Source organism: Pseudoalteromonas sp. c7(2019), from assembly GCF_011378625.1.
Lineage (GTDB): Bacteria > Pseudomonadota > Gammaproteobacteria > Enterobacterales > Alteromonadaceae > Pseudoalteromonas > Pseudoalteromonas arctica.
Genome location: NZ_WTKS01000004.1, coordinates 13,532 through 36,196 on the forward strand (window position 1 = coordinate 13,532; position 22,665 = coordinate 36,196).

The 22,665-nt window shown below is 39.5% G+C and carries 20 protein-coding genes; 8 read left to right on the top strand and 12 right to left on the bottom strand.

Translation table 11 applies throughout. The features are described from left to right. Positions 1-48: 48 nt before the first annotated feature. The 9 genes from ribBA to GQR38_RS05510 all read right to left on the bottom strand — a co-directional run bounded on the left by ribBA (position 49) and on the right by GQR38_RS05510 (position 10,760). Positions 49-1,161 (bottom strand): bifunctional 3,4-dihydroxy-2-butanone-4-phosphate synthase/GTP cyclohydrolase II, encoded by a 1,113-nt coding sequence (ribBA, locus tag GQR38_RS05470; RefSeq protein ID WP_010554580.1) that lies wholly within the window; start codon positions 1,159-1,161, stop codon positions 49-51. Between the two features lie 29 nt (positions 1,162-1,190). After that, a complete protein-coding gene (locus GQR38_RS05475) occupies positions 1,191-1,844 on the bottom strand; it encodes a riboflavin synthase (RefSeq protein WP_007587137.1) in 654 nt (217 codons plus the stop codon). 26 nt (positions 1,845-1,870) lie between these two features. After that, positions 1,871-2,995 carry a bifunctional diaminohydroxyphosphoribosylaminopyrimidine deaminase/5-amino-6-(5-phosphoribosylamino)uracil reductase RibD gene (gene ribD / locus GQR38_RS05480; protein WP_165722045.1) on the bottom strand — a complete coding sequence of 375 codons (1,125 nt, stop codon included), beginning with the start codon at positions 2,993-2,995 and terminating at the stop codon, positions 1,871-1,873. A gap of 166 nt (positions 2,996-3,161) precedes the next feature. After that, the gene (gene nrdR, locus GQR38_RS05485) at positions 3,162-3,611 is read right to left on the bottom strand and encodes a transcriptional regulator NrdR (RefSeq protein ID WP_002961761.1); all 450 of its coding nucleotides are present in this window, start codon (positions 3,609-3,611) and stop codon (positions 3,162-3,164) included. Positions 3,612-3,979: 368 nt separating this feature from the next. After that, the gene (gene glyA / locus GQR38_RS05490; RefSeq protein WP_024593690.1) at positions 3,980-5,236 is read right to left on the bottom strand and encodes a serine hydroxymethyltransferase; all 1,257 of its coding nucleotides are present in this window, start codon (positions 5,234-5,236) and stop codon (positions 3,980-3,982) included. Between the two features lie 269 nt (positions 5,237-5,505). Next, positions 5,506-6,789, bottom strand: a complete 1,284-nt coding sequence (gene thrC / locus GQR38_RS05495) for a threonine synthase (RefSeq protein ID WP_165722046.1) — start codon at positions 6,787-6,789, stop codon at positions 5,506-5,508. 11 nt (positions 6,790-6,800) lie between these two features. Then, positions 6,801-7,736 (bottom strand): homoserine kinase, encoded by a 936-nt coding sequence (gene thrB / locus GQR38_RS05500; protein ID WP_010554586.1) that lies wholly within the window; start codon positions 7,734-7,736, stop codon positions 6,801-6,803. Between the two features lie 9 nt (positions 7,737-7,745). Next, entirely contained in the window at positions 7,746-10,163 is a 2,418-nt protein-coding gene (thrA, locus tag GQR38_RS05505; protein WP_165722047.1) for a bifunctional aspartate kinase/homoserine dehydrogenase I, read from the bottom strand. Positions 10,164-10,391: 228 nt separating this feature from the next. Next, positions 10,392-10,760, bottom strand: a complete 369-nt coding sequence (locus GQR38_RS05510; protein WP_024589756.1) for a response regulator — start codon at positions 10,758-10,760, stop codon at positions 10,392-10,394. Positions 10,761-11,126: 366 nt separating this feature from the next. Here GQR38_RS05510 and GQR38_RS05515 point away from each other — a divergent pair, with 366 nt between their 5' ends. Both GQR38_RS05515 and rdgC read left to right on the top strand, forming a co-directional pair. Next, complete coding sequence (locus tag GQR38_RS05515) at positions 11,127-12,896, top strand: ATP-binding protein (protein WP_024593692.1); 1,770 nt, start codon at positions 11,127-11,129, stop codon at positions 12,894-12,896. Positions 12,897-13,307: 411 nt separating this feature from the next. Then, positions 13,308-14,225: a recombination-associated protein RdgC gene (rdgC, locus tag GQR38_RS05520; RefSeq protein ID WP_007587156.1), complete on the top strand. Its 918-nt coding sequence runs from the start codon at positions 13,308-13,310 to the stop codon at positions 14,223-14,225. Between the two features lie 519 nt (positions 14,226-14,744). Here rdgC and GQR38_RS05525 read toward each other — a convergent pair. Then, positions 14,745-14,981, bottom strand: a complete 237-nt coding sequence (locus tag GQR38_RS05525; RefSeq protein ID WP_002962663.1) for a YgjV family protein — start codon at positions 14,979-14,981, stop codon at positions 14,745-14,747. A 288-nt stretch (positions 14,982-15,269) separates the two neighbouring features. Between GQR38_RS05525 and GQR38_RS05530 the strand changes: the two genes are divergently transcribed. Continuing rightward, positions 15,270-15,926: a Crp/Fnr family transcriptional regulator gene (locus GQR38_RS05530; RefSeq protein WP_002962665.1), complete on the top strand. Its 657-nt coding sequence runs from the start codon at positions 15,270-15,272 to the stop codon at positions 15,924-15,926. A gap of 48 nt (positions 15,927-15,974) precedes the next feature. Here the strand turns inward: GQR38_RS05530 and GQR38_RS05535 are convergent, their stop codons facing one another. After that, positions 15,975-16,541 carry a phosphoribosyltransferase family protein gene (locus GQR38_RS05535; RefSeq protein WP_007377478.1) on the bottom strand — a complete coding sequence of 189 codons (567 nt, stop codon included), beginning with the start codon at positions 16,539-16,541 and terminating at the stop codon, positions 15,975-15,977. 183 nt (positions 16,542-16,724) lie between these two features. Continuing rightward, a complete protein-coding gene (gene pepB, locus GQR38_RS05540) occupies positions 16,725-18,020 on the bottom strand; it encodes an aminopeptidase PepB (RefSeq protein ID WP_024589754.1) in 1,296 nt (431 codons plus the stop codon). 123 nt (positions 18,021-18,143) lie between these two features. Between pepB and sfsA the strand changes: the two genes are divergently transcribed. From sfsA to folK, 5 genes are all read left to right on the top strand, one after another. Continuing rightward, on the top strand, positions 18,144-18,863 hold the full coding sequence (gene sfsA / locus GQR38_RS05545) for a DNA/RNA nuclease SfsA (RefSeq protein WP_165722048.1): 720 nt from the start codon (positions 18,144-18,146) through the stop codon (positions 18,861-18,863). 316 nt (positions 18,864-19,179) lie between these two features. Further along, positions 19,180-19,623, top strand: a complete 444-nt coding sequence (gene dksA, locus GQR38_RS05550; protein WP_002962671.1) for an RNA polymerase-binding protein DksA — start codon at positions 19,180-19,182, stop codon at positions 19,621-19,623. Between the two features lie 20 nt (positions 19,624-19,643). Beyond that, on the top strand, positions 19,644-20,588 hold the full coding sequence (gene gluQRS, locus GQR38_RS05555; protein ID WP_165737967.1) for a tRNA glutamyl-Q(34) synthetase GluQRS: 945 nt from the start codon (positions 19,644-19,646) through the stop codon (positions 20,586-20,588). Positions 20,589-20,666: 78 nt separating this feature from the next. Beyond that, positions 20,667-22,148, top strand: coding sequence for a polynucleotide adenylyltransferase PcnB (pcnB, locus tag GQR38_RS05560; protein ID WP_007587164.1), 1,482 nt, complete (start codon positions 20,667-20,669; stop codon positions 22,146-22,148). Positions 22,149-22,152: 4 nt separating this feature from the next. Beyond that, the gene (gene folK, locus GQR38_RS05565; protein ID WP_007587165.1) at positions 22,153-22,638 is read left to right on the top strand and encodes a 2-amino-4-hydroxy-6-hydroxymethyldihydropteridine diphosphokinase; all 486 of its coding nucleotides are present in this window, start codon (positions 22,153-22,155) and stop codon (positions 22,636-22,638) included. The last annotated feature ends 27 nt before the right edge of the window (positions 22,639-22,665 follow it).

The window sequence follows — 22,665 nt, forward strand, 5'->3', positions numbered from 1 at the left end:
CGCATCATACCATAAAAATAAAATAATAGCCTAGTTTAAGCGTGATGCTTATTGTGGCTCAACATAATCAACAACTTCTAAATGAAAGCCCGAAAGTGCATGGTACTTTTTAGGGCGACTCATTAATCGCATTTGTTTAATTCCAAGATCTGCAAGTATTTGCGAGCCTACGCCAACAGTACGAGATGTACCTTTGAATTTACGAGGCGTAACGCTTTCGCCAGCATCAGCTGCTGCGAATGCTTTTACAGTTGCCTCTAATTCTTCAGTGCTTTCTTGCTTACCTAAAATAACTAAAGCACCTTCATTTTTAGCGATATAAGCCATTGCTTCTGAAAGGCCCCAACTACGGTCAGCACTTCTATCTGAAAGTAGGATATCGTTAAAGGTACTTTGCAAATGTACACGTACATTTGTCGGTTCTTGCTCTTTTATATCGCCTTTAAGCAATACGTAATGTAATTGGCCGTCAATTGTGTCTTTGTAAGTAACTAAATCAAATTCACCGTGAATAGTTGGTAACTTACATTTTGCAACTTGCTCAATTGTTGTTTCATTTAAGTTACGGTATTCGATTAAATCAGCAATAGTACCAATTTTAATATCATGCTCTTTCGCAAAAACTTCTAAATCAGGGCGACGCGCCATGGTGCCATCGGCATTAAGTATTTCAACAATAACAGATGATGCTTCAAGCCCAGCTAAACGCGCTAAATCACAGCCAGCTTCAGTATGTCCTGCGCGAGTTAATACGCCGCCAGGTTGTGCCATAATTGGAAAAATATGACCAGGCTGCACGATATCACTTGGTACTGCGCCTTTAGCTATAGCCGCTTGCACTGTACGCGCTCTATCTGCTGCTGAAATACCTGTAGTAACACCCTTTGATGCTTCTATCGACATTGTAAAGTTAGTCGAAAATGCAGCACCATTATTTTTAACCATTAACGGTAAATCAAGTTGCTCACAACGCTCTTGCGTCATAGTTAAACAAATTAAACCACGGCCATGAGTCGCCATAAAATTAATCGCTTGTGCACTAATATGCTCTGCGGCAATAATTAAATCGCCTTCATTCTCTCTATCTTCATCATCCATTAAAATAACCATTTTACCGGCTTTAATATCGTCGATGATTTCTTGTGCGCTGTGTAAATTCATAAATTTGCTCGTATAAGTTATCAGTTTCGTTATTTAATAAAACCCGCTTTAGCGAGTAAGCTCATCGAAATATCAGAGCCCGTTGGTTGCTCTGCACCTTTTATAAGGCGCTCTAAATAACGTGCAATTTGATCGACTTCTAAATTAACTTGAGTGCCTACTTTAAAGTGAGCAATTGTGGTTTGCTCACTCGTATGTGGAACAATTGTTAATTTGAATTTATTACCTTCTACAGCGTTTACTGTCAGGCTTATACCATCAATACATACCGAACCTTTGTACGGGATGTATTTCATTAAATTTTCTTCGGTTGTAAGCCAATATTCTGTTGCTCGAGCGTTTGCTGTAATGCTTGTAATAGTTGCTATGCCATCAACATGGCCAGATACTAAATGACCGCCTAAACGCGAAACAGGTTGCATGGCTTTTTCAAGATTCACCGTTTGCCCTAAAGCATAGTGAGCAAAACCGGTTAAACCAATCGTCTCGTTAGATAAATCAGCACTAAAACCGTCAATATGTTTATCAACTACGGTTAAGCAAACGCCATTGGTTGCAATGCTGTCGCCTAGCTTTACGTCTTCCATATCAAGGTCAGCACTTTGGATACGAATGGCTAAGTCGCCTTGTTTTTTTTGTAATAAAGCAATTTTGCCTGTGGCTTCTATTATCCCAGTAAACATAGCGCTACTCTTTTTATTAAGTGATTTTAATGAGTTTTTAACGCGGTGATACGTAAATCGTCACCAATGCGCGCACATTCATTAAATGTTAAATCAACGGTGTTTTGCATACTCGTCAATTCAGGAAAATTAACTAAACTTTTTGAATCATGGCCCATTAATTTAGGCGCCAAATAAAAAACAAACTCGTCAACTAAATCAAGCTCTGTCATTTTACCAGCAAGTGTTGCTCCGCTCTCAAGCCAAACATTATTAAACTGCAGTTGCCCAAGCTTTTCTAAAACAGCCTGTAAATCAACTTTGCCGTTACTTTCACTTACTTCAATATGCTTTACAAAATGCGGCCATTGCAGTGATTTATCAACCTTAGTCGTAAATATTATTACATCACTTTGGATTTTAAATAAAGCAAGGTTGGGCGTTAAACGATTCTGTGAATCAATTATAACACGCACGGGCTGGCGAAGCGGTAAATCGGTAGGTAGCGTGCAAGGCAACTCGCTTAGCCGCACATTAAGTTTAGCATCGTCTACTAACACGGTATCGGCACCGGTTAAAATAGCGCAGCTTTGCGCTCGGTATAATTGTACGTCTTGGCGAGCAGCGGGACTTGTGATCCACTTACTTTGCCCATTTTTAAGCGCTGTTTTACCATCTATGCTTGCTGCCATTTTACAGGTCACATAAGGTAAGCCTTGTTCCATTCGCTTAAAAAAGCCAACGTTAAGTGCGCGAGCTTGTGATTCAAGTAATCCATAAGCAACTTCAATACCGGCATCGCTCAGTATTTTAAGGCCTTTGCCTGCAACTTGTGGGTTTGTATCAACCATAGCGGCAATTACTTTTACAACGCCCGCCTTTTTTAAGCCTTCAGCACACGGTGGCGTACGCCCATAATGACTACACGGTTCAAGCGTTACATAAGCCGTTGCACCTTGTGCACTATTACCAGCTATTGCCAGTGCATTTACTTCAGCATGGCCTTGACCTGCTAATTGATGAAAACCCTCACCAATTATTTGATTATTTTTAACTAATACACAGCCAACATTAGGGTTAGGCGTGGTAGTAAACCGGCCTTTTTTGGCAAGTTCTATGGCGCGTGCCATATACATTTCGTCATGTTCGGTAAAAGGAACTTGGTTAAGCATTTATTATACCAATTGCGTTAAATAAGTGGTCTATTATAGCGCTAAGAAAATAGCGCAATAACAAGGCGAAAATTATGACATATAGTTGTTCTATATGAATAATTTTTAACGCAGTGAGTGCGCTATTTAATGCGATAGAATGATCATGTTTTTAATAAAATTGGTATTACTCCCCTAAGCGGGCAATTTCTTCGCCAAATTCGCGTATATCTTCAAACGAGCGATAAACAGAGGCAAATCTTACGTACGCTACTTTATCGAGCTTTTTGAGGGCTTCCATAATGCATTCCCCCACCAAATGGCTTGAAATTTCTCGCTCACCCGTTGCGCGTAGTTGCGATTTTATTATATTCACTACTTCGTCTACCTGCTCTGTGCTCACTGGGCGTTTTTCGAGTGCGCGATTTAAGCCATTTAATAATTTATCTTCGTTAAATGGTTCGCGGCTGCCGTCTTGTTTAATAACACGAGGCATAACCAGTTCAGCGCCTTCAAATGTAGTAAAGCGCTCGTGGCAGTCGTTACACTCACGACGCCTGCGAACTTGATGGCCTCCGCCAACAAGGCGTGAGTCAATAACTTTAGTATCTTTTGCGGTACAAAATGGACAATGCATAGCTCGGTACTTCCGTTTTAAAACAAAAAAGACCGCTAAATAGCGGTCTTTTATCTTAGCAAAAAAATAGGGCCTGTTGACCTTTCAGGATTAAATTTGTTCTATCTAGGGGTGATTTAATCGCGGCTCGAGATTTGTAACCTAGTGGGCTAAGTAAAAATCGAGCAACAAAGAGTAAATCGCCCCTAGAACGAACCCGAGGGCAGTGCATGTTTGGCATTTATGCTGCGTTATCGCCTATTTGTGTGGAGTAACCACACTACATAGACTCTGCCTTGCTTAAAAGCCAAACATACTACTGCAAATTAAACCTCGAAAGATAAACAGGCCCCTAGCTTATGTGCTCTAAATTACTGCCGCTTATGCAATTAAGCGTAAACAGGTAATTTTGCACAAATTGCTTTTACTTTTTCTTTAACTTGCGCCTGTACAGATTCATCAGTGATGTTATCTAGTACGTCACAAATCCAGCCAGCAAGCTCTTTTGATTCTACTTCAGTAAAACCACGACGAGTAATTGCAGGAGAACCAATACGCAAACCAGATGTTACAAATGGTGAGCGTGGATCGTTCGGTACTGAATTTTTATTTACTGTGATGTTAGCGTTGCCTAGGGCTGCGTCTGCATCTTTACCAGTGATATCTTTATCGATTAAATCAAGTAAAAATAAGTGGTTTTCAGTTTTGTCAGAAACGATTTTGTAGCCGCGCTCTTGCATTACAGCAACCATTGCTTTTGCGTTTTTAACAACTTGTGTTTGGTATACTTTAAACTCTGGTTGAAGTGCTTCTTTAAATGCCACTGCTTTTGCTGCAATAACATGACATAAAGGACCGCCTTGGCCACCAGGGAAAACAGCGCTGTTAAGCTTTTTGTAGATTGCTTCGTCGCCACATGCAGAAATAATCAAACCACCACGAGGGCCTGCAAGTGTTTTATGCGTAGTTGTAGTTACAACGTGTGCATGAGGAACAGGGCTTGGGTAAACGCCTGCCGCAATTAAACCCGCAACGTGAGCCATATCAACAAACAGATAAGCACCGATTTTGTCAGCAATTTCACGGAATTTAGCCCAATCAACAATACCAGAGTACGCTGAGAAACCACCAATAATCATTTTTGGCTTGTGCTCAAGTGCTAGTGCTTCAACTTGTGCGTAATCAATTTCGCCCGTTGCTTCATCTAGTCCGTATTGGATTGCATTGTAAAGCTTACCAGAGAAGCTTACGTGAGAACCGTGAGTTAAGTGACCACCATGAGCTAAGCTCATACCTAATACAGTATCGCCAGCGTCTAATAATGCTAGAAAAACAGCAGCATTAGCTTGCGAACCAGCATGTGGCTGCACGTTAGCGTAGTCAGAACCAAATAATTCGTTAGCACGGTCAATTGCTAATTGCTCAACAACATCTACATGCTCACAACCGCCATAATAACGTTTGCCTGGGTAACCTTCTGCGTATTTGTTTGTAAGCTGTGAACCCTGCGCTTCTAGTACGCGTGGGCTACAGTAGTTTTCTGAAGCGATTAGTTCGATATGCTCTTCTTGGCGAGCAGTTTCTTTGGTTATCGCGTCAAATAACTCTGGATCAAAATCCGAAATATTCATGCTACGTTCTAACATTGGGGTCTCCTAGGGCAACGTGTATGGTGTTTTTTAGAGGCTTTATTGTACGCTTTAAACGACTCTTTGCCTACGCTCTTAAGTTGAGGATATTTAAACAGGGATTGAAACTATTTCACAGCTCTTTTAAGATGATATTTTTTTATAAAGCCATAATAATTTTAAATGAATTATATTTACTACATTTAATTAGTAAATATAACTAAGTGTATTCATCCGTATAAAGTTATAAAAAAAGCGGCTCAAGCCGCTTTTCCTTTTAATTTAACTTAGCCTAATTTAGCGAGCATTTCGGTACGTAACGCGTCGTAATCGGCGTTCATATCGCTTGCTAGGCATGGTTTTGCTAGTGCATCAGCAAGTGGTTTTGGCATACCTAATTCAATATTTAGAATACCCTCTACGCTTTCTTTAAACTTAGCAGGATGAGCTGTCGCTAAAAAGATACCCGCAGTACCCGGCGCACGATTTTCAACAAGACCTTGGTAAGCAATAGCAGTATGAGGCTCTGCAACATAGCCCGTTTGTTGAATTTTTTTCATCACGGCTTGCGTGTCTTGCTCGTTTACGCTTGTTGAATAAAAATTATCGTAGCTAAACCAGTTATTATCTAACATTGTTTGTACACGCGGCCAATTGTTTGGCTTACTTACATCCATCGCATTTGAAAGCGACTCAAGCGTTGCGTTTGGCGTCCAGTTTTTATCAAGCATAAAGCGCGGCACAGTATCATTTTGATTTGTTGTTGCGCTTAATTTACCTACAGGTAAACCAATAACCGCACCAATCATTGCGGCGCACACATTACCAAAGTTACCACTAGGTACTGATATATGTGCTGTTGCGCGTTTTTCTTTTGGTAGCTGTGCGATGGCTTCAAAGTAGTAACAAACCTGAGCAACTAAACGGCTAATATTAATTGAATTAGCTGAGTTAAGCCCAAGTGTTGATTTAACTTCTTCATCTAAAAAGGCATTTTTAACTAGCTCTTGGCAATCATCAAAGCTGCCCTCAACTGCGTAACAATGAATATTGTTACCTAGCGTAGTAAATAGCTTTTGCTGAGCAAGTGAAATTTTGCCTTTAGGGTATAAAATAACAACATCGATATTTGGTTTATTGTAAAAAGCATGCGCTACAGCTGCACCGGTATCGCCCGATGTTGCTGTTAAAATAGTTACTTTCTCGTCTTTGTTAAACTGCGTTAAACACTCTGCCATAAAGCGACCACCAAAGTCTTTAAACGCAAGTGTAGGACCATGAAACAACTCTAAGCAGTATGTATTCTCTTCAACTTCCACCAGCTTAACTGGAAAGTTAAATGCATTTTTAACCATTTGTGCCACAGTGTCGCTTGGCAGCTCATCACCAATTAGGTGAGATAATATTTTACCACTGCGTGTAACAAAGTCCATATCAAGCAATGCATCAACATCGGACAGTGGGGCAAGGGATTCAGGGAAAAACACACCTTGATTACGACCCAAACCTGTTTTTACGGCTTCAACGAACGACACTTTTTGTGAGCTATCTTTTAAATTATGTAATTGCATGACTACCTATCCTATAAAACTGTTAATTGACGCGTGCCGTCGTTATCTAATTTACAAATGTGGCAAAAGCCTTGCTCGTTAATGTAATTGGTTTCTAACCACTGCGCGCATTGCTGTGCAGCTTCAAGTGTTTTACACACACTAAATAAGGTTGGTCCTGCGCCCGAAATACTGACTATTTCAGCGCCCAGTGCTGGCAAGCTTGCTTTGGCTTCACTAAAACCTTTTATAAGCGGTGCGCGGTAATGTTCTGCTATTTCATCTTTCATTATGCTTAGCGCATCGTCAAAACGGCTAGTTAACAGTAAGCTACTAAATGCCGACAAACGCTGAGCAAACTCAACACTTGCATGCATGCTCAACTCTTTTGGTAAAACAGAACGCGCTTTTGCTGTATTTAGCGAAAAACCAGGAAATGCAGCTACGTAATACCAGTTTTCATCAACCGGCAGTGCAATCGATTTATCAGGAATTAAATCACCCGTTAGCTGCAAACCACCTAAATAACATGGCGTAATGTTGTCGTAATGACGACCGCCGCTTACCACAGCTTCAAAGTCAGCCATAAGCTCAATTAGCTCAACCTGGCTTAAATTAGTTTGTGCAAACTTATCAAGGGCAGCAAAGGTAGCCACTACCGAACACGCACTAGAGCCAAGCCCTGAGCCAATTGGTAAGTTCTTTTTAAGCTCGAGCTTTACGCTTGGCATAGTAGGCGCAACATGCGCTCTAAAATGCACTAAACACTGGTACGCTAAATTTTCATTAGCATCACTGGGTAACTTGTGAGCGTACTCGCCTGTGCAAATAAATTCGTCGCTTGGTGCTGCGCTTACAACGGCTACATCGCCTAATAAACTGCCATCAATTGGCGCAAGCGCTGCGCCAAGGGCATCAAAACCCACTGCAAAATTACCAATAGACGCCGGAGCATATACTTCAATCATAACGAGCTCCTAGCGCGATAACGTTTTTAAAATATCAGCAAATACACCCGCGGCTGTTACTTCCGAGCCGGCGCCATAACCACGAATTACAAACGGACGTGGCTGGTAGTATTGGCTTAAAATAGCCAGTGCGTTTTCACCATCACGAATGACACTAAGCGCATGCTTTGCATCTACCGCTTCAATACCTACTTTACAGTGGCCTTCTTTAATTGTGCCTACATAGCGAAGTACCCTACCCTCGCTCGCAGCGCTTTTGATACGGTCGTTAAAATCAGCATCTAAGCTTGGTAGTTTTGCCATAAACTCATCAACGCTGTCACCTTGTGCAAAACCTGGTGGTAATACTGACTCAACTTCAATATCGCTTAGCTCTAATTTCATACCGGCTTCGCGAGCGATGATCAATAACTTACGTGCTACATCGGTACCCGATAAATCATCACGAGGATCTGGCTCAGTAAAGCCACTTTCTTTGGCTTTAATAGTTGCCTCAGAAAGTGATAAACCATCTTGAAGTGCGCCAAACATATACGAAAGTGAACCTGATAAAATACCGCTAAACTCTAATAACTCATCACCGGCACCAAATAATGACTGTAAGTTGTCGATTACTGGTAAGCCTGCACCAACGTTTGTTTCGTATAAAAATTTACGATTATTTTTTTGTGTTGCTGCAATTAAATCTTGGTAATACGTGTATGAGCTTGTTGTTGCTTTTTTATTGGCAGCAACCACATGAAAACCTGCATTTAAAAAGTCTACATACTGCGCAGCAAGTGCATCCGACGACGTACAATCAACAAGCACAGGGTTTACTAAATGATTTTGCTTAACAAACTGCTCTACTAGTTTTAAATCAAACGCCTGCTCAGATGAGGCCAATTTTTGCTGCCAATCACCAAAAGCAATACCTTCACTATCAAGGTGTAATTGGCGAGAGTTAGCAACACCATACAAGTTGAGTTTAATATTACGCTTTTCAAGCCACGCTTGTTGACGTTCAAGCTGATTAATAAGCTCTTGCCCTACTAAGCCACAACCTAGTAAAAACACATCAATTGACGGCACATGCGTGAAAAAGTTTTCATGGCATATTTTTACGGCGTCGTTACAAAGTTCACCATCAATTACTGCTGAAATAGCACTTTCTGTAGAATCCTGTGCAATTGCCACGATATTTACTTGCGCTTGTGCAAGCGATGCAAAAAACTTAGCCGCTAAGCCACGGTGCGCGCGCATGTTGTCGCCCACTAAAGTAACAATGGCTAAATTGCGCTGCACTTGTACAGGCTCAATAAGCCCTGCTTGTAATTCAAGTTCAAATGCAGTTTGTAGCGCATCAAGTGCAAGTGCTAGGTCTGTTTCGTGTACACAAAAGCTAATGCTGAATTCGCATGATGACTGCGTGATCAATACAATTGATACGTTATCGTGAGCAAGCGCGTTAAATACCTTAGACGCCATACCTACTTTGCCTTTCATGCCTGGCCCTGAGACAGTTAGCATTGCAAGGTCTTGTAGGCTCGAAAGCGCTTTTACTGGCTCATCTGATGAATAATCGTTACCAATTAATGAGCCTTGTGCGTCTGGGTTATGCGTATTTTTAATTTCGCACGGCACACCGGCTTTAGCACACGGCAAAATTGTTTTAGGATGAAGTACTTTTGCACCAAAGTAAGAAAGCTCCATCGCTTCTTTATAAGATAAAAAATCTACTTTAGTCGCTTTTTTAATATAACGAGGATCAGCACTGTATACACCATCAACGTCTGTCCAAATTTGGCAAATTTCAGCTTCTAAACATGCTGCTGCAATTGCTGCTGAGTAGTCTGAGCCATTACGGCCAAGCGTTGTAAGTTCACCTTTGTCATTACTCGCTGTAAAACCAGGCATGATATAGATAGTTGCAGGGCTTTCTTTAAGCACAGCTTGAAAGCGCGCTTTACTTGTTACTAAATCAGCCTCGGCGTCGATATAACCGCCAGTTGAAGCGATACAGCTTGTTGCTTCTAAGTATCTTGCATCGTGCGAGTTCAATAAAGCCTGCATTAAAGAAACACTAACGCGCTCTCCAAAGCTAATTACAAATGCGCGAACTTGATCAGGGCAACATTGTATAAGTGATACGCCATCTAGTTTATTTTTAAGCTCGCCTAAGTTTGGCCAACTTGTAACTACTACACCACTTTTTTCAACGTCAGCTTTCAAACCTTCACAGCGGCTAACTAATGCTTGCCATTGCTGCGAAAAGTCAGAGCCTTGTTCTGCAGCACTTGCAAGTGCAACTAGCGAATCGGTCATTCCACCTGGAGCAGAAAGTACCAAAAGCATTTCATCTTTTAATTGTGCTTTAACTAGCTGAGCTACCTGTTGTAAGCATGCATAGTCGGCAAGCGAAGACCCACCAAATTTTAAAACTCGCATTGTTTATGTTCCTCATCCCATAAAACGAAAAAAGGCCTGTGTTCTAAGTGAACACAGGCCTTTAAATTTGTTGCACCGACCTATGCCACTATCCAGTAAGAATGATGGTTGTAATAATAATGGTCAGTACGCGATTAATTGTTTTCATATGTTAAGACTGCCTTAACAAAGGCTATGCTGTCAACCCTAAATTAAAAGATAAAACAGCCTTTTTTAACATGAAAAAACCTAATGAATGCCAAATTTATGCAATATTTCGTTTAAGTTAGATTTATTGATAGGTTTATCGATAAAGTCTATTGCGCCAAGTTGTGCGACTCGTTGCTTCATTTTCTCTTGTATATCGGCAGAAATAACTAAAACAAAGCACTCTATTTTTTCTATTTTTATAGTCTCGAGTACTTGTATACCATCAACTTCGGGCATGGTGAGATCTAAGCACAATAAATCAAAGCTTTGTGCTCGTAAAAGTTCTAGAGCGTGCGCTCCATTTGTAGCTTGTTGTATTTGAGCGTCTATACATTCATTTAAACACCGCACGACTTGTTTACGGGCAACTGCAGAATCGTCACAGACTAATATCGAAAATTTCATCATGTTTACTACTACACAACCATCAAAGTTATTAAAAGGTTATTAAACTAATGCCTTCCATTGCATTTTAGACACTTTAACACGCCTCCAAGCACTCAGCGCATTAATAATTTAATACAATGATAAATATAGAATAAATCCGTTTAAGATATAATTAACCAAAGCAAATACTAATTAAGCCTACAATACATAACAGATAACGAATTTATTAATTTATACCTTGGTTTAAATACTTTGATACTACACGCTCACTTTTTGGATTTATCTTATTAAATTTTAACTTTTTTATTTATTTTTAGAGGTTTATTGACTAACTTTTAAATTACTATCGTAACGTTACAAAAATAATAAAGGATGAACAAGTCACTCATGTTACAAAAAAGTCTTTCTAAGAAGCTACTGACTAGCGTTTTATCCGTCTATTTTTTGCTTACCTTTGTAGTGACCTGTGGACAAGTGCTTGCTGAATACGTCAATACTAAAGACTATATTCGCGATGAACTTAGTACCTTACAAAAAACCTTTAGTCGCAGCTTAACACGTGCAATTTGGGAGCTTAATACCAAGCAAACAATTACAACAGCAGAAGGTTTACTCGCCATTCCCATGATTGAAGGGATTATTGTTCGAGACGACAGCGGCGAAATTATTTCACAGCTAGGGCGATCTCTTGATATACACAAGCTATATAACCAACAGTTAGTACAAGAAGAGGTTATTTTAGAAGACGCAAAATCGGGTTTATTTGGTTATACCTTTCCACTTATTTTTGAATTTTCAGGTCGTGCTACTCAAGTTGGTGACGTTACCTTATTCTCAAGTCGAGAAGTTGTTTTTAGCCGCATTATGGTATCAATCTACTTTTTGATTGGTAATGCGATGATTAAAACCACCTTTTTGATCATCTTATTTTTAATGGCATTTAGAAAACTTCTTACAGACCCTTTAGCAGAACTCACTGAGCAACTAGAAAATTTAGAACTAGACGAGCTAGAAGGTCAACATATAGAAATAGAAACAGAAGAACATAATGAACTAAAAGTGATGGAGCAGTCATTTAACAAACTAATAGATAAAGTGGTTCAGTATAGAAAAGAGCTTGAACACACCCAAAAAGAACTCATTATAAGTAACGAAAAGCTTGATCAACACAACATACAACTTGAACAAGACGTAGCCCGTAAAACATCCAATTTAAGCCAAGCAATGATGGATTTACAGCAGCAAAAATACGAACTCGAAAAGCAAAAAATTGTCCTCACCGAAGAAGTAGACTTACGCCGCAGCACAGAGCTAGAGTTAATTACAAAGCAAACTGAATCTCAGCGCTATATAGAAGAGTTAAGCCTTGCACAGGAACGTTTACTAGGCACAGAAAAAATGGCTGCGCTAGGCGGACTTGTAGCAGGTATTACACACGATATAAACACCCCTATTGGGATAGGTGTAACGGCAATATCATTTTTACAAGAACGCTTAAATAAACTCGAAAATGCTTATACCGAAAAAACACTTTCGCCAAAAGCACTAGAAGAATTCATTAACGAAGCAAAACAAAGCACAAGCTTACTAACCACTAACTTAGATAGAGCTTCGGAGCTTATAGCTAGCTTTAAACAAATAGCGGTCGATCAAGCCAGTGAAGCAGTAAGAACCATTAACTTTAAAGATTACACTAACGAAGTAATACGCTCACTGCACCCAAAACTAAAAAAGACATCCCATACTATAAAATTAGAATGTCCTGATGATTTAGTTTTAAATCTACCTGCTGGGGCTATAAGCCAAATTTTTACTAACCTAATTATGAACTCACTTATTCATGGCTTTGAAGGTAAAAGCAACGGTGTAATGGATATTAAAATAAGCGCTGATGACACCAACTTAACTATTGATTACAAAGATGACGGTAACGGTGTTACTAACGAGCAATTAAAAAAATTATTTGACCCATTTTTTACTACCAAACGCGATGAAGGCGGTAGCGGATTAGGCACCCATATAATGCTTAATTTGGTCAAGCAAACCCTTAGTGGCTCTATTGATGCAACGAGTGAACCGGGCAAAGGTCTGCGTTACTATATTCAATTTCCGAAGAACATGGCTAAGCCACTGCCTATTTTTGATAAATATGAATAAAAGTATATGCATTAAATTATTAGGGCGTGTTGTTCTTTGGTGGTTGAATTTACAGCAATATGTTTGATTTTTAGGCAAGACAGAGCCTATGTAGTGTGGTTATTCCCCATAAATAGGCGACAACGCAGCATAAATACCAAACATGCGCTGCCCTTTGGGTTCTTTCTAGGGACGATTCACTCTTTGTTGCCTACATGGATGTAGGTAAGGGGCGTGAGCAGGACGCGGAAGCTTTGCTCGGTTTTTACTTATTCCACTAGGTTACAAACCTCGCGCCGCGATTTAATCGCCCCTAGATTGAACAAATTTCAATCCATAAAGTTCAACACGCCCTAGTAACAAATCAGTCATTTCGAGATGCTGTTTTTATTGCTATGATTGTACAAATTTTTCAAATGGATCAATTCCCCTATGTGGTTTAGTAACCTTATTTGTTACCGCTTTAAGCAAGACGTTTCATATACTCAAGAAGACTTTGATAAAGCATTAGAGCAAGATTTATTTCGCCCATGTACTGGTCAAGAGCTTGCAACATTTGGTTGGACAAAAGCGTTTGGAAAACATGGCGATACGCTATCGCATTTTTCTCAAAAAAGTATTCTAGTTTGCGCTAAACGCGAAGAAAAAGTACTCCCTGCTTCTGTTATTAATGAACTAGTTGCTGAGAAAGTTGATCTGATAGAAGCTGAAGAAAACCGCCCAGTTAAAAAGAAAGAAAAAGACGAATTAAAAGAAAACATTCTTCATACTCTTCTACCTCAAGCATTTAAAAAGTCGAGCTTACAATTTGCCTTTATTGACCAAGAAAACGGTTGGGTTGTTGTAAATAGTGGCAGCTTTAATAAAGCAGAAGAGCTACTAGCACTACTTCGTAAATCGTTGGGAACGCTTCCGGTTGTACCTGCGTTTGCTAACTACGACCTAGATGTATTTTTAACTGATTGGTTAACTAACTTTAGTACACCAGAAGGTTTTGCTATTGGCTCAGACGCTGAACTTGAAGAAGCAGACGACAGCGGCGCACAAGTAAAGCTTAAAGGTCATGATCTATCGTGTGATGAAGTTAAATCGCATTTAGAAAGTGGTAAACGCGTAACTAAACTTGCACTTGATTGGCAAGAGCGTCTTAAGTTTATGCTGCAAAACGATGGCTCTATCAAACGTTTAAGCTACTCTGAAACTCTAAAAGAAGAAAACGCAGATATTCCTAAAGAAGATATGGCTTTAAAACTTGATGCTGACTTTATTTTAGCTTCTGAAGAAATAAAGCAATTACTTGAAGAGCTAACTGCAGGTTTAGGTGACGTTGAAGATTTAGAAAAAGCGTAAATACCATAGTGCCTACCTGCATAAATATTTAAGCAATTTAATGAATTAAATAGCATATGTAAGTAGGTTGGTATAACAGATAAAAATCCGATAGCAGTTTACTGCTATCGGATTTTTTTATGAAATTTAGAAGCACTTATTTATATATTTATTAACCGCGAACAGAGTTTATACCAATCTGCTTATATACGGGGTCTATTTAACGTTGAGAAAATTATGCTAGAACTAGGCAAAAATTTTTGTATCTAGTTGTTCTAAATAAAAAATTTTTAACGACGTTATAGTGCAATTTAATTCGTTAAATTGATCAAAGATTTATGCAGGTTGGTATTAGCTAACGATCGACGTATTAAAACCTAAGGTAATCATCTTTTAAGTAGGAGAATACAGCATGGTTCAGAGGTAAGTTATGTAGAGTGATATGAGATTATCTATATACGCTTCAAGCTGGACTGCACAAAAGCTGAAATTTTTGATTTTAATTAAAACCATTAACTTACTTTGTGCAGATAACTTATTTTAGCTTTTAGCGTCTTCAACTTTAGGTTGGCGATATATTTTTATAATGTGATATAAATTTACAAGCGACAATAAGCCGTTGGTAAAAATAACAGGCACTGCGCCAATGGCAACACCGTATGCAGTAAATACAATACAACCAAACATGTTGTACCAACGCAGTTTTACTACATCTGTCATTGTTAACGATGCAACCAATAAAGCTGATGCAATATAACCTAAATATTCCCAACTCAATTGTTCTCTCCTAGCCTTTAGGTTAGCATTACATGTACTGCTATCTTATGGCACTTGTAAGTATTGCAAAGTTACAACAAAATAAAAAAGCTAACCTGCTTAAAAAACCTGAAAAAGTTTGCCGGAAAATACCAGCAAATTCTTAAATCATTACACGGGAAATGAAGGTAAAATAATACTCTTAGCAAAGCTAATAATATTAGTAGCAAGTTAGCGTAAATTCTTAGTGTCTTAATGCTATCGTCATTAAGATGTAATAAATAGGACAAATGTCCGAAGAGCACATTGATGTTTCAATACCATTTTTCTAGTTACCTTGTTGATCAGCTTTTAACCTTTGCCGGTAGTAGCTATCAACAATCAAAAAAAGAAGTTCTGATCCATCAAGATCAGCCTTTAAGCAAGCTTGTGCTTGTACGCAGTGGCACTGTGTCGTTTAGTTACGACGTAGGTAATGGACGACGCCTGCTGTTAGGACAATTGGATTGTAACAACACCCTTATTGGTGAAATAGAAGCGCTAAATAATAATCCGTGTATATATACGGTAACGTGCTTTAGCGATGTCACTTATAACCTTATTGAATTAAGGCATTGGCGTGCTCTACTGCTTGAAAAACCAGAACTAAGCTTATACACAGCACAAACTATTGCGGCTAAGTTTCAGGAAAACCAAAAAATCAATTTAGATAAGTTATTACTACCACTTAGCTATAACATAGCTAAAGATTGCTTACTAAGGGCCGAGAACAACAACCCTACGCTACTTAGAGCCTACCCAACTGTAAATGCTGAAGCCGAACGTTTTGCTACCACTGAGCGAGCTTACAGACGTGTTGTTACAGAACTCGTAGAAAAAGGCTTGGTACTTAGAAGTAACGATGGCTTGCAAGCAGTCGATATACCAAAACTAAGTGAATACGTAGATAGCTTTGCTCAGCTTTAAAATAAAAAAAGGCCTTAACGGCCTTTTTTTATTTATGCAAATTACTAATTACTTCTCTAGCAAAATGTCATGAATTTTCGCAAGATCAGATTTACCAGCAATAATTTCATCCGGTGTTAAACCCGATAGTTCATGCGGAAACACTAACCACTCTTCAGATTCATGAATATAATAATCTGGAACAGTGTCTACTTTTGAGTTTTTTGGCTTGTAGTACGGGCATGCAATACGAATATCACGTGGCAAGTTTAAGCGCATAAGCTCTGAAAGCTTTTCTTTTAATGCAACAATACTACGACCTGAGTCAAATACATCATCAACAATTAATAATGAATCACCTGCATTTGCGTTCTCTACAATGTAATGTAAGCCGTGTACTTTAATTTCTTTCGACTGTTTACCAATACCGTAATAAGACGATGTACGTACTGCAATGTGATCAGTCTCAATGCCTTTGTAATCGTAATATTCTTGAACAGCAATACCGATCGGTGCACCACCTCGCCAAATACCAATAATAAAATCAGGACGAAAGCCATCTTGGTATACTTGTGCCGCTACGCGGAACGAATCTTCAAGCAGCTGTTGAGCTGTGATGTAGCACTTATCTGACATAATTAGAAACCCCAGTGGTGGATATAAGATTTGAGCGCAGCTTAGAGTTAAGCAAAAATTAAACTCAAACAGGTATTGGCGACTGATTTTACCGTAAATGAAATAAAATTGCTTGCCTGTAAATTAAAAAATAGGCACCCAAGGGTGCCTATTTTTAGCGTAAAAAGCGTAATTTAGTAAATATTATGCTTTTTCTTGTAAAGTACGAGCAACTGTACGCATACCTTGAGTTGTTGCACCCGCTGCCCATTGACTTGTACTGCCCATGTTAAATGCAGCCGCTAAATCTATGTGTACCCAGCCTTTGCCATCGTTTGGCACAAAGCGTGATAAAAAGCCTGCAGCATTCGATGCACCGCCATAACCGCCACCTTTTTGTGCACGGCTATTCGCCGTATCAGCATAAGGAGATGGGCAGTTTTGTTGATGCCATTTTTCAAGAGGAAGTGGCCAAGCAGCTTCCATTTCTTGAGATGCAAAACTCTCAACTTCACGTACAAGTTCTTTATCAAGTGCAAATAATGCATTGTACTCTTGGCCAACAGCAACAAGCGCTGCACCAGTTAGTGTTGCTGCATCAATAATAAGTGGAGCGCCAGTCTCACCTGCGGCCATTAAGCCATCTGCAAGTACTAAGCGACCTTCAGCATCGGTGTTTACAATTTCAACTGTCGTGCCATTTTTATAAGTAAGAATGTCACCTAATTTGTATGCATGACCCGAAATTAAGTTCTCAGCACAACATAAAAACAGTTTAATACGTTTTTCAATACCACGGTTAATAGCCAATGCTAAACCTGCAGTTACTGTTGCAGCACCGCCCATGTCGCACTTCATACCAAGCATACCTTCGCTTGATTTGATTGAGTAACCACCTGAGTCAAACGTAATACCTTTACCTACAAGCGCTGCACTTACTGGTGCATTTTCGTCGCCTGTTGGGTTGTAATCAAGCTCAAGCAATACTGGCGGGCGAACACTACCGCGACCAACAGCATGAATACCAATCCACTGTTGTTCTAGTAACGCATCACCTTTAATAATTTGGTAACTTACATGCTCAGGCGCTAATGATTGAATAAACTCAGCCGCTTTTTCAGCAAGGCTTTCTGGGTAAATGTCATCGGCAGTCCCGTTAACCATTTCACGTGCCCAAATTGCTGACGTTTTTAAGTGAGCAAGTTCTTTAATATCTGATTGTGCGTTATCAACAAACTCAACACCATTTAACGATTTTGGTGTTACAAAGCCTTGATAAAAAGCCCACTGGCTTTCTGTACACCAAGCATCACCTGCTAATTCAACGTTTTTAATACCTTGGATTGCAATAGTACGACCAGCTTTTTGAACATTTTTCAATGTTTCTTGCTCAGACAAATGAACAGTTGCACCGCGCTCATTAAAAGACAATGACGCATTATCGCCCCAATGACTCGCTGCTGCTTGTTCGCTTAGTTGAACAACAAATTTTTCACTCATGTTAGAATACCCTTGCACTTAAATGTGCCACCGAGTTTACTATAGAGCGCTTAAGTTCCCAACAGCTTGAGGTAAATAACATAAACCACACTGCTGTGCAGTATTTACGCTTTGGAAGTTATCATGAAGTACACGCCAACTCTGCAACCTGCCACCTTATTAAAACGCTACAAACGCTTTTTAGCTGATTTGCAATTAAGTGATGGCAGTGAATTTACCGCCCACTGTGCTAATACAGGTAAAATGACGGGATGCGCAGAGCCGGGTTTTGCTGCTTTTTATTCAACAAGCGATAACGCAAAACGAAAATACCCGCATTCATTAGAGCTTACGCAAAATAACTTATCGCAGCTTATTTGTGTAAATACAGCAGTGGCTAATAAAGTAGTAGAAGAAGCAATAAACAATAATGTAATAAGCGAGCTACTCGACTACAGTCAATTGCAAAGCGAAGTAAAGTACGGCAGCGAAAACAGCAGAATCGACTTTTTACTCACAGACGAAAATAAGCCTGATTGCTACGTAGAAGTTAAATCAGTCACATTATTAAGCGAGGATGCACCACAAAGCGGGCAAGGCTACTTTCCTGATGCGCAAACACTGCGCGGACAAAAACATATTCGCGAACTAATAGAAATGATCGAACAAGGCCACCGAGCAGTATTAATGTTCGCTGTTTTGCATGAAGGAATAAATACAGTAAGTGCAGCTGCGCATATTGATAAAAAATACGCCACGCTATTAAGCCAAGCAATAATAGCCGGCGTTGAAGTATTAGCATACAAGGCCACAATTTCTGCTAATGAAGTTTTACTTCATAAAAAAATAGTATTTGCACAATAGTGTATTAAACCAAGGGATTGAACTAAGCGTAATTTGCAAAATAAGCAAAGTACTCAAATTAAAAAAAGTTATACAAAGTGAATTATAAAAATTAACTTGTTTTTAAAGCTTTTGCCCACATAACAAGGCAAGTTTTAGAAAGCGAATATGTGAATTAATTAAAAGTGTAAATAGACTATTAATACACTTTTTACTCAGTAAGCATGGTTGAAGCTAATTCGATTAATTAAAAATAAATTTGCCTAGGATATAAGATTCTGTTATTTATACCGCCGGCTAATGCTGAGGCATTAAATTAAGGATTTAGGAGAGAGTTATGCCAGACCAAAAGAAACATGGTTTATTGGCTCAAGCCGGTTTAGAACCATACCAAGAAAAACCAGGCGAAGAGTACATGAATGATGCACAACGTGCTCATTTTAGAGCGATTTTAGAAACTTGGCGTAATGATTTACGTAACGAAGTTGATCGTACTAAATCACACATGCAAGACGAAGCTGCTAACTTTCCTGACCCAGTTGACCGCGCTGCACAAGAAGAAGAGTTCTCTTTAGAACTTCGTACTCGTGACCGCGAACGTAAATTAATCAAAAAAATTGAAAAAACAATTAATTTGATTAAAGAAGATGATTTTGGCTTTTGTGAGTCTTGTGGCATCGAAATTGGCATACGTCGCTTAGAAGCACGTCCTACTGCCGATTTATGCGTAGACTGCAAAACACTTGCAGAAATCAAAGAAAAGCAATCTGGACGCGGCTAATTAATACTTATTAATTAGTTATGTCTCCTACAGCCGTTACTGCGCCTATGCGTAAATATCGCGGTCGTTTTGCACTGTCTCCTTCTGGGCCATTACATTTTGGCTCACTTGTAGCGGCTGTGGGTAGTTATCTAGATGCAAAAGCTAACCAAGGAGATTGGTTAGTTCGTATAGAAGACATTGACACTACGCGCGTGGTTAAAAACGCAGACTCCGATATTCTTAATACCTTACATGCCTACGCCCTTCACTGGGACGAACCTGTTGTATATCAAACGCAGCGTCTGCCTTTATACCAAGATATTACCCACTCACTTTTAAAACAAAACCTTGTTTATGGTTGCACCTGTACTCGCAAACAAATAAAAGCCATTGGCGGTATTTATCAGGGGCATTGCCAAGCACTTAATCATAATACTCAATGCGGTGCGCTTCGCTTAGTTCAGCAACATCCAACGACTCAATTTAATGACTTAATTCAAGGTGATATAACGGTAAATAGCGCCCTTTCCCATGAAGATTACTTAATTAAACGCAGCGATGACTTATTTGCATATCAACTTGTTGTGGTCGTCGATGATATTGATCAAGGGATTAACCGAATTGTAAGAGGCGCTGATTTAATTGAGCCAACCGCACGGCAAATTAGTTTATTTAAACAACTCGATAGCCCTGTGCCTGAATTTGCTCATTTACCTTTAGCGGTTGCCAAGCCTGGTTTCAAATTGTCTAAACAAAATTATGCTCCTGCCATTAGCAAACAAAATCCAAAGCCTGCTTTAATTAGTGCATTTGAATTTTTAGGATTGCCTGTTATAGCTGATTTAATCGATTTAAATATTGAACAATTAATCGCTTGGGGAATTAAAAACTTTAGCTTAAAACAGGTACCACAAGTATCCGAAATACAAATTTCTCAGCATCCACGTAGTCAGAAAGTCCAATTTACACATTTAAGTAAATAAAATAGCTAAAAACGGCTTAATTTCAACACATCAACTTAATTTTTAAACCCTGCTGGTATATGATAGCCGCCTAAATATATGCTAATTACGTCAAACAGCTTGTACTGGGCTATAACCGCCCCATTTGCTGTAACTTTTGATTGCGATGCAGAGTCAATCACACCTTCTAGGAGACAGACTATTATTTCCAAGCTTTTTCAATTTTGCCGACAAATAATCGGCCCGAATACCAGTGCCGAAAGCGCTTCTGTAAGCAGTGAACCTATTGTTGTCACTCGTGGTGAGCATGGTATTTCTCGCAAACAATTTAGCCCAAATGCAATCAAAGTATTATACCGCTTAAAAGACGGTGGCTACGATGCCTACCTTGTTGGTGGTTGTATTCGCGATATATTGTTAGGCCAACAGCCAAAAGATTTTGACGTAGTTACTAATGCAACGCCAGATCAAGTAAAAAAACTATTTAGAAACTGTCGCCTTATTGGCCGTCGCTTTCGTTTAGCACATATTGTATTTGGTCGTGAAATTATTGAAGTGGCGACTATGCGTGGCCACCACGAAGCGCAAGAAGACAAAAATCAAATAAGCCAATCAAGCGATGAAGGCCAATTACTACGTGACAACGTATTTGGCAGTATTGAAGAAGATGCAGAACGCCGCGACTTTTCAATCAATGCACTTTATTACTCAATCAAAGATTTTAGTATTCACGATTACGCCAACGGCTTAGCGGCAATTAAAGCTAAACAAATTGAGCTAATCGGCGATCCTGAAACGCGTTACCGCGAAGACCCTGTTCGTATGTTACGTGCAGTTCGCTTTGCTACTAAACTTGATATGAGCATTGCGCCTAAAAGTGAAAAGCCAATTAGTGAGCTTGCAAGTTTGCTTGATAACATTCCGCCGGCACGTTTATTTGAAGAAATTCTTAAGCTGTTTTTAAACGGCAAGGCCGAAGCTAACTTTTTAATGCTGCGTAAATACGGCTTATTCCGCTCACTGTTTCCTGAGCTTGATAAAATCTTAGATAAAAATCCAAGTGGCTTAGAACACACGCTTATTCAGCAAATGTTTCAAAATACCGACAAACGTATTAATGCAGATAAAAAAGTAACACCAGCGTTTATTTTTGCCGCACTACTTTGGTTCCCGCTGCTTGAACGTACTAAAAAGATTCAAAGCCAAGAACAACTTGCAGAATACGATGCTTTCGCACAAGCAATGAATAAAGTACTAAGCGATAACTCACAACACATTGCGGTTCCTAAACGCTTTACTTTAGGTGCTCGCGATATTTGGCATATTCAGCACCGTTTGGATAAACGTGCAGGCCAACGTGCTTACAGACTAACGCAGCAACCTCGCTTTAAAGCCGCCTACGACTTTTTACTCTTACGCGTAGATGCAGGCGAAACACAGCACACTGAGCTTGCCCAGTGGTGGACACAATACTTAAGCCAAGATATAAACGGCCAAAAAGAGATGGTTAAAAACTTAGGTCACCAAGGTGGTCCTAAGCCGCGAAAGCGCCGTCGACCGACTAAAAAGCCAGCTGAGTAATAACATGCACTGTGTTTATTTGGGTTTAGGTGCCAACCTAAACTCACCAAAAGAGCAGCTTGATAACGCGGTAATCGCGCTTAAAAAGCTGCCTAATTGTGAATTTATAAACGTATCGCATTACTATGCAAGTAAGCCTATGGGCCCACAAGATCAACCAGACTATATCAATGCAGTAGCGTGCATTAAAACGACCCTTGAGCCAGAGCAATTACTTGATTTAACGCAACGTATTGAACTTGAGCATGGTCGAGTAAGAAAGGCTGAACGTTGGGGTCCGCGCACTCTTGATATAGATACTCTATTATTTGATGATCAAATTATAAATACGGTGCGCTTAACTGTGCCTCATTATGGTTTGAATAATCGCGAGTTTGTGGTTTATCCACTATTAGAGCTTGCACCTGAACTTATTTTACCTAGCGGCATTGCATTAAAAACCATTGCAAATAATTTACCGCTCAACGACTTACAACAATTACCTCTGTAATTAACCTAGGCTTTTGCCTGCGAGGAT

Coding starts and splice junctions, on each gene's coding strand:
- ribBA (WP_010554580.1), bottom strand. CDS start 1,161: ATGAATTTACACAGCGCACAAGAAATCATCGACGATATTAAAGCCGGT.
- GQR38_RS05475 (WP_007587137.1), bottom strand. CDS start 1,844: ATGTTTACTGGGATAATAGAAGCCACAGGCAAAATTGCTTTATTACAA.
- ribD (WP_165722045.1), bottom strand. CDS start 2,995: ATGCTTAACCAAGTTCCTTTTACCGAACATGACGAAATGTATATGGCA.
- nrdR (WP_002961761.1), bottom strand. CDS start 3,611: ATGCATTGTCCATTTTGTACCGCAAAAGATACTAAAGTTATTGACTCA.
- glyA (WP_024593690.1), bottom strand. CDS start 5,236: ATGTTAGAACGTAGCATGAATATTTCGGATTTTGATCCAGAGTTATTT.
- thrC (WP_165722046.1), bottom strand. CDS start 6,789: ATGCAATTACATAATTTAAAAGATAGCTCACAAAAAGTGTCGTTCGTT.
- thrB (WP_010554586.1), bottom strand. CDS start 7,736: ATGATTGAAGTATATGCTCCGGCGTCTATTGGTAATTTTGCAGTGGGT.
- thrA (WP_165722047.1), bottom strand. CDS start 10,163: ATGCGAGTTTTAAAATTTGGTGGGTCTTCGCTTGCCGACTATGCATGC.
- GQR38_RS05510 (WP_024589756.1), bottom strand. CDS start 10,760: ATGATGAAATTTTCGATATTAGTCTGTGACGATTCTGCAGTTGCCCGT.
- GQR38_RS05515 (WP_024593692.1), top strand. CDS start 11,127: ATGTTACAAAAAAGTCTTTCTAAGAAGCTACTGACTAGCGTTTTATCC.
- rdgC (WP_007587156.1), top strand. CDS start 13,308: ATGTGGTTTAGTAACCTTATTTGTTACCGCTTTAAGCAAGACGTTTCA.
- GQR38_RS05530 (WP_002962665.1), top strand. CDS start 15,270: ATGTTTCAATACCATTTTTCTAGTTACCTTGTTGATCAGCTTTTAACC.
- GQR38_RS05535 (WP_007377478.1), bottom strand. CDS start 16,541: ATGTCAGATAAGTGCTACATCACAGCTCAACAGCTGCTTGAAGATTCG.
- pepB (WP_024589754.1), bottom strand. CDS start 18,020: ATGAGTGAAAAATTTGTTGTTCAACTAAGCGAACAAGCAGCAGCGAGT.
- sfsA (WP_165722048.1), top strand. CDS start 18,144: ATGAAGTACACGCCAACTCTGCAACCTGCCACCTTATTAAAACGCTAC.
- dksA (WP_002962671.1), top strand. CDS start 19,180: ATGCCAGACCAAAAGAAACATGGTTTATTGGCTCAAGCCGGTTTAGAA.
- gluQRS (WP_165737967.1), top strand. CDS start 19,644: ATGTCTCCTACAGCCGTTACTGCGCCTATGCGTAAATATCGCGGTCGT.
- pcnB (WP_007587164.1), top strand. CDS start 20,667: ATGCTAATTACGTCAAACAGCTTGTACTGGGCTATAACCGCCCCATTT.
- folK (WP_007587165.1), top strand. CDS start 22,153: ATGCACTGTGTTTATTTGGGTTTAGGTGCCAACCTAAACTCACCAAAA.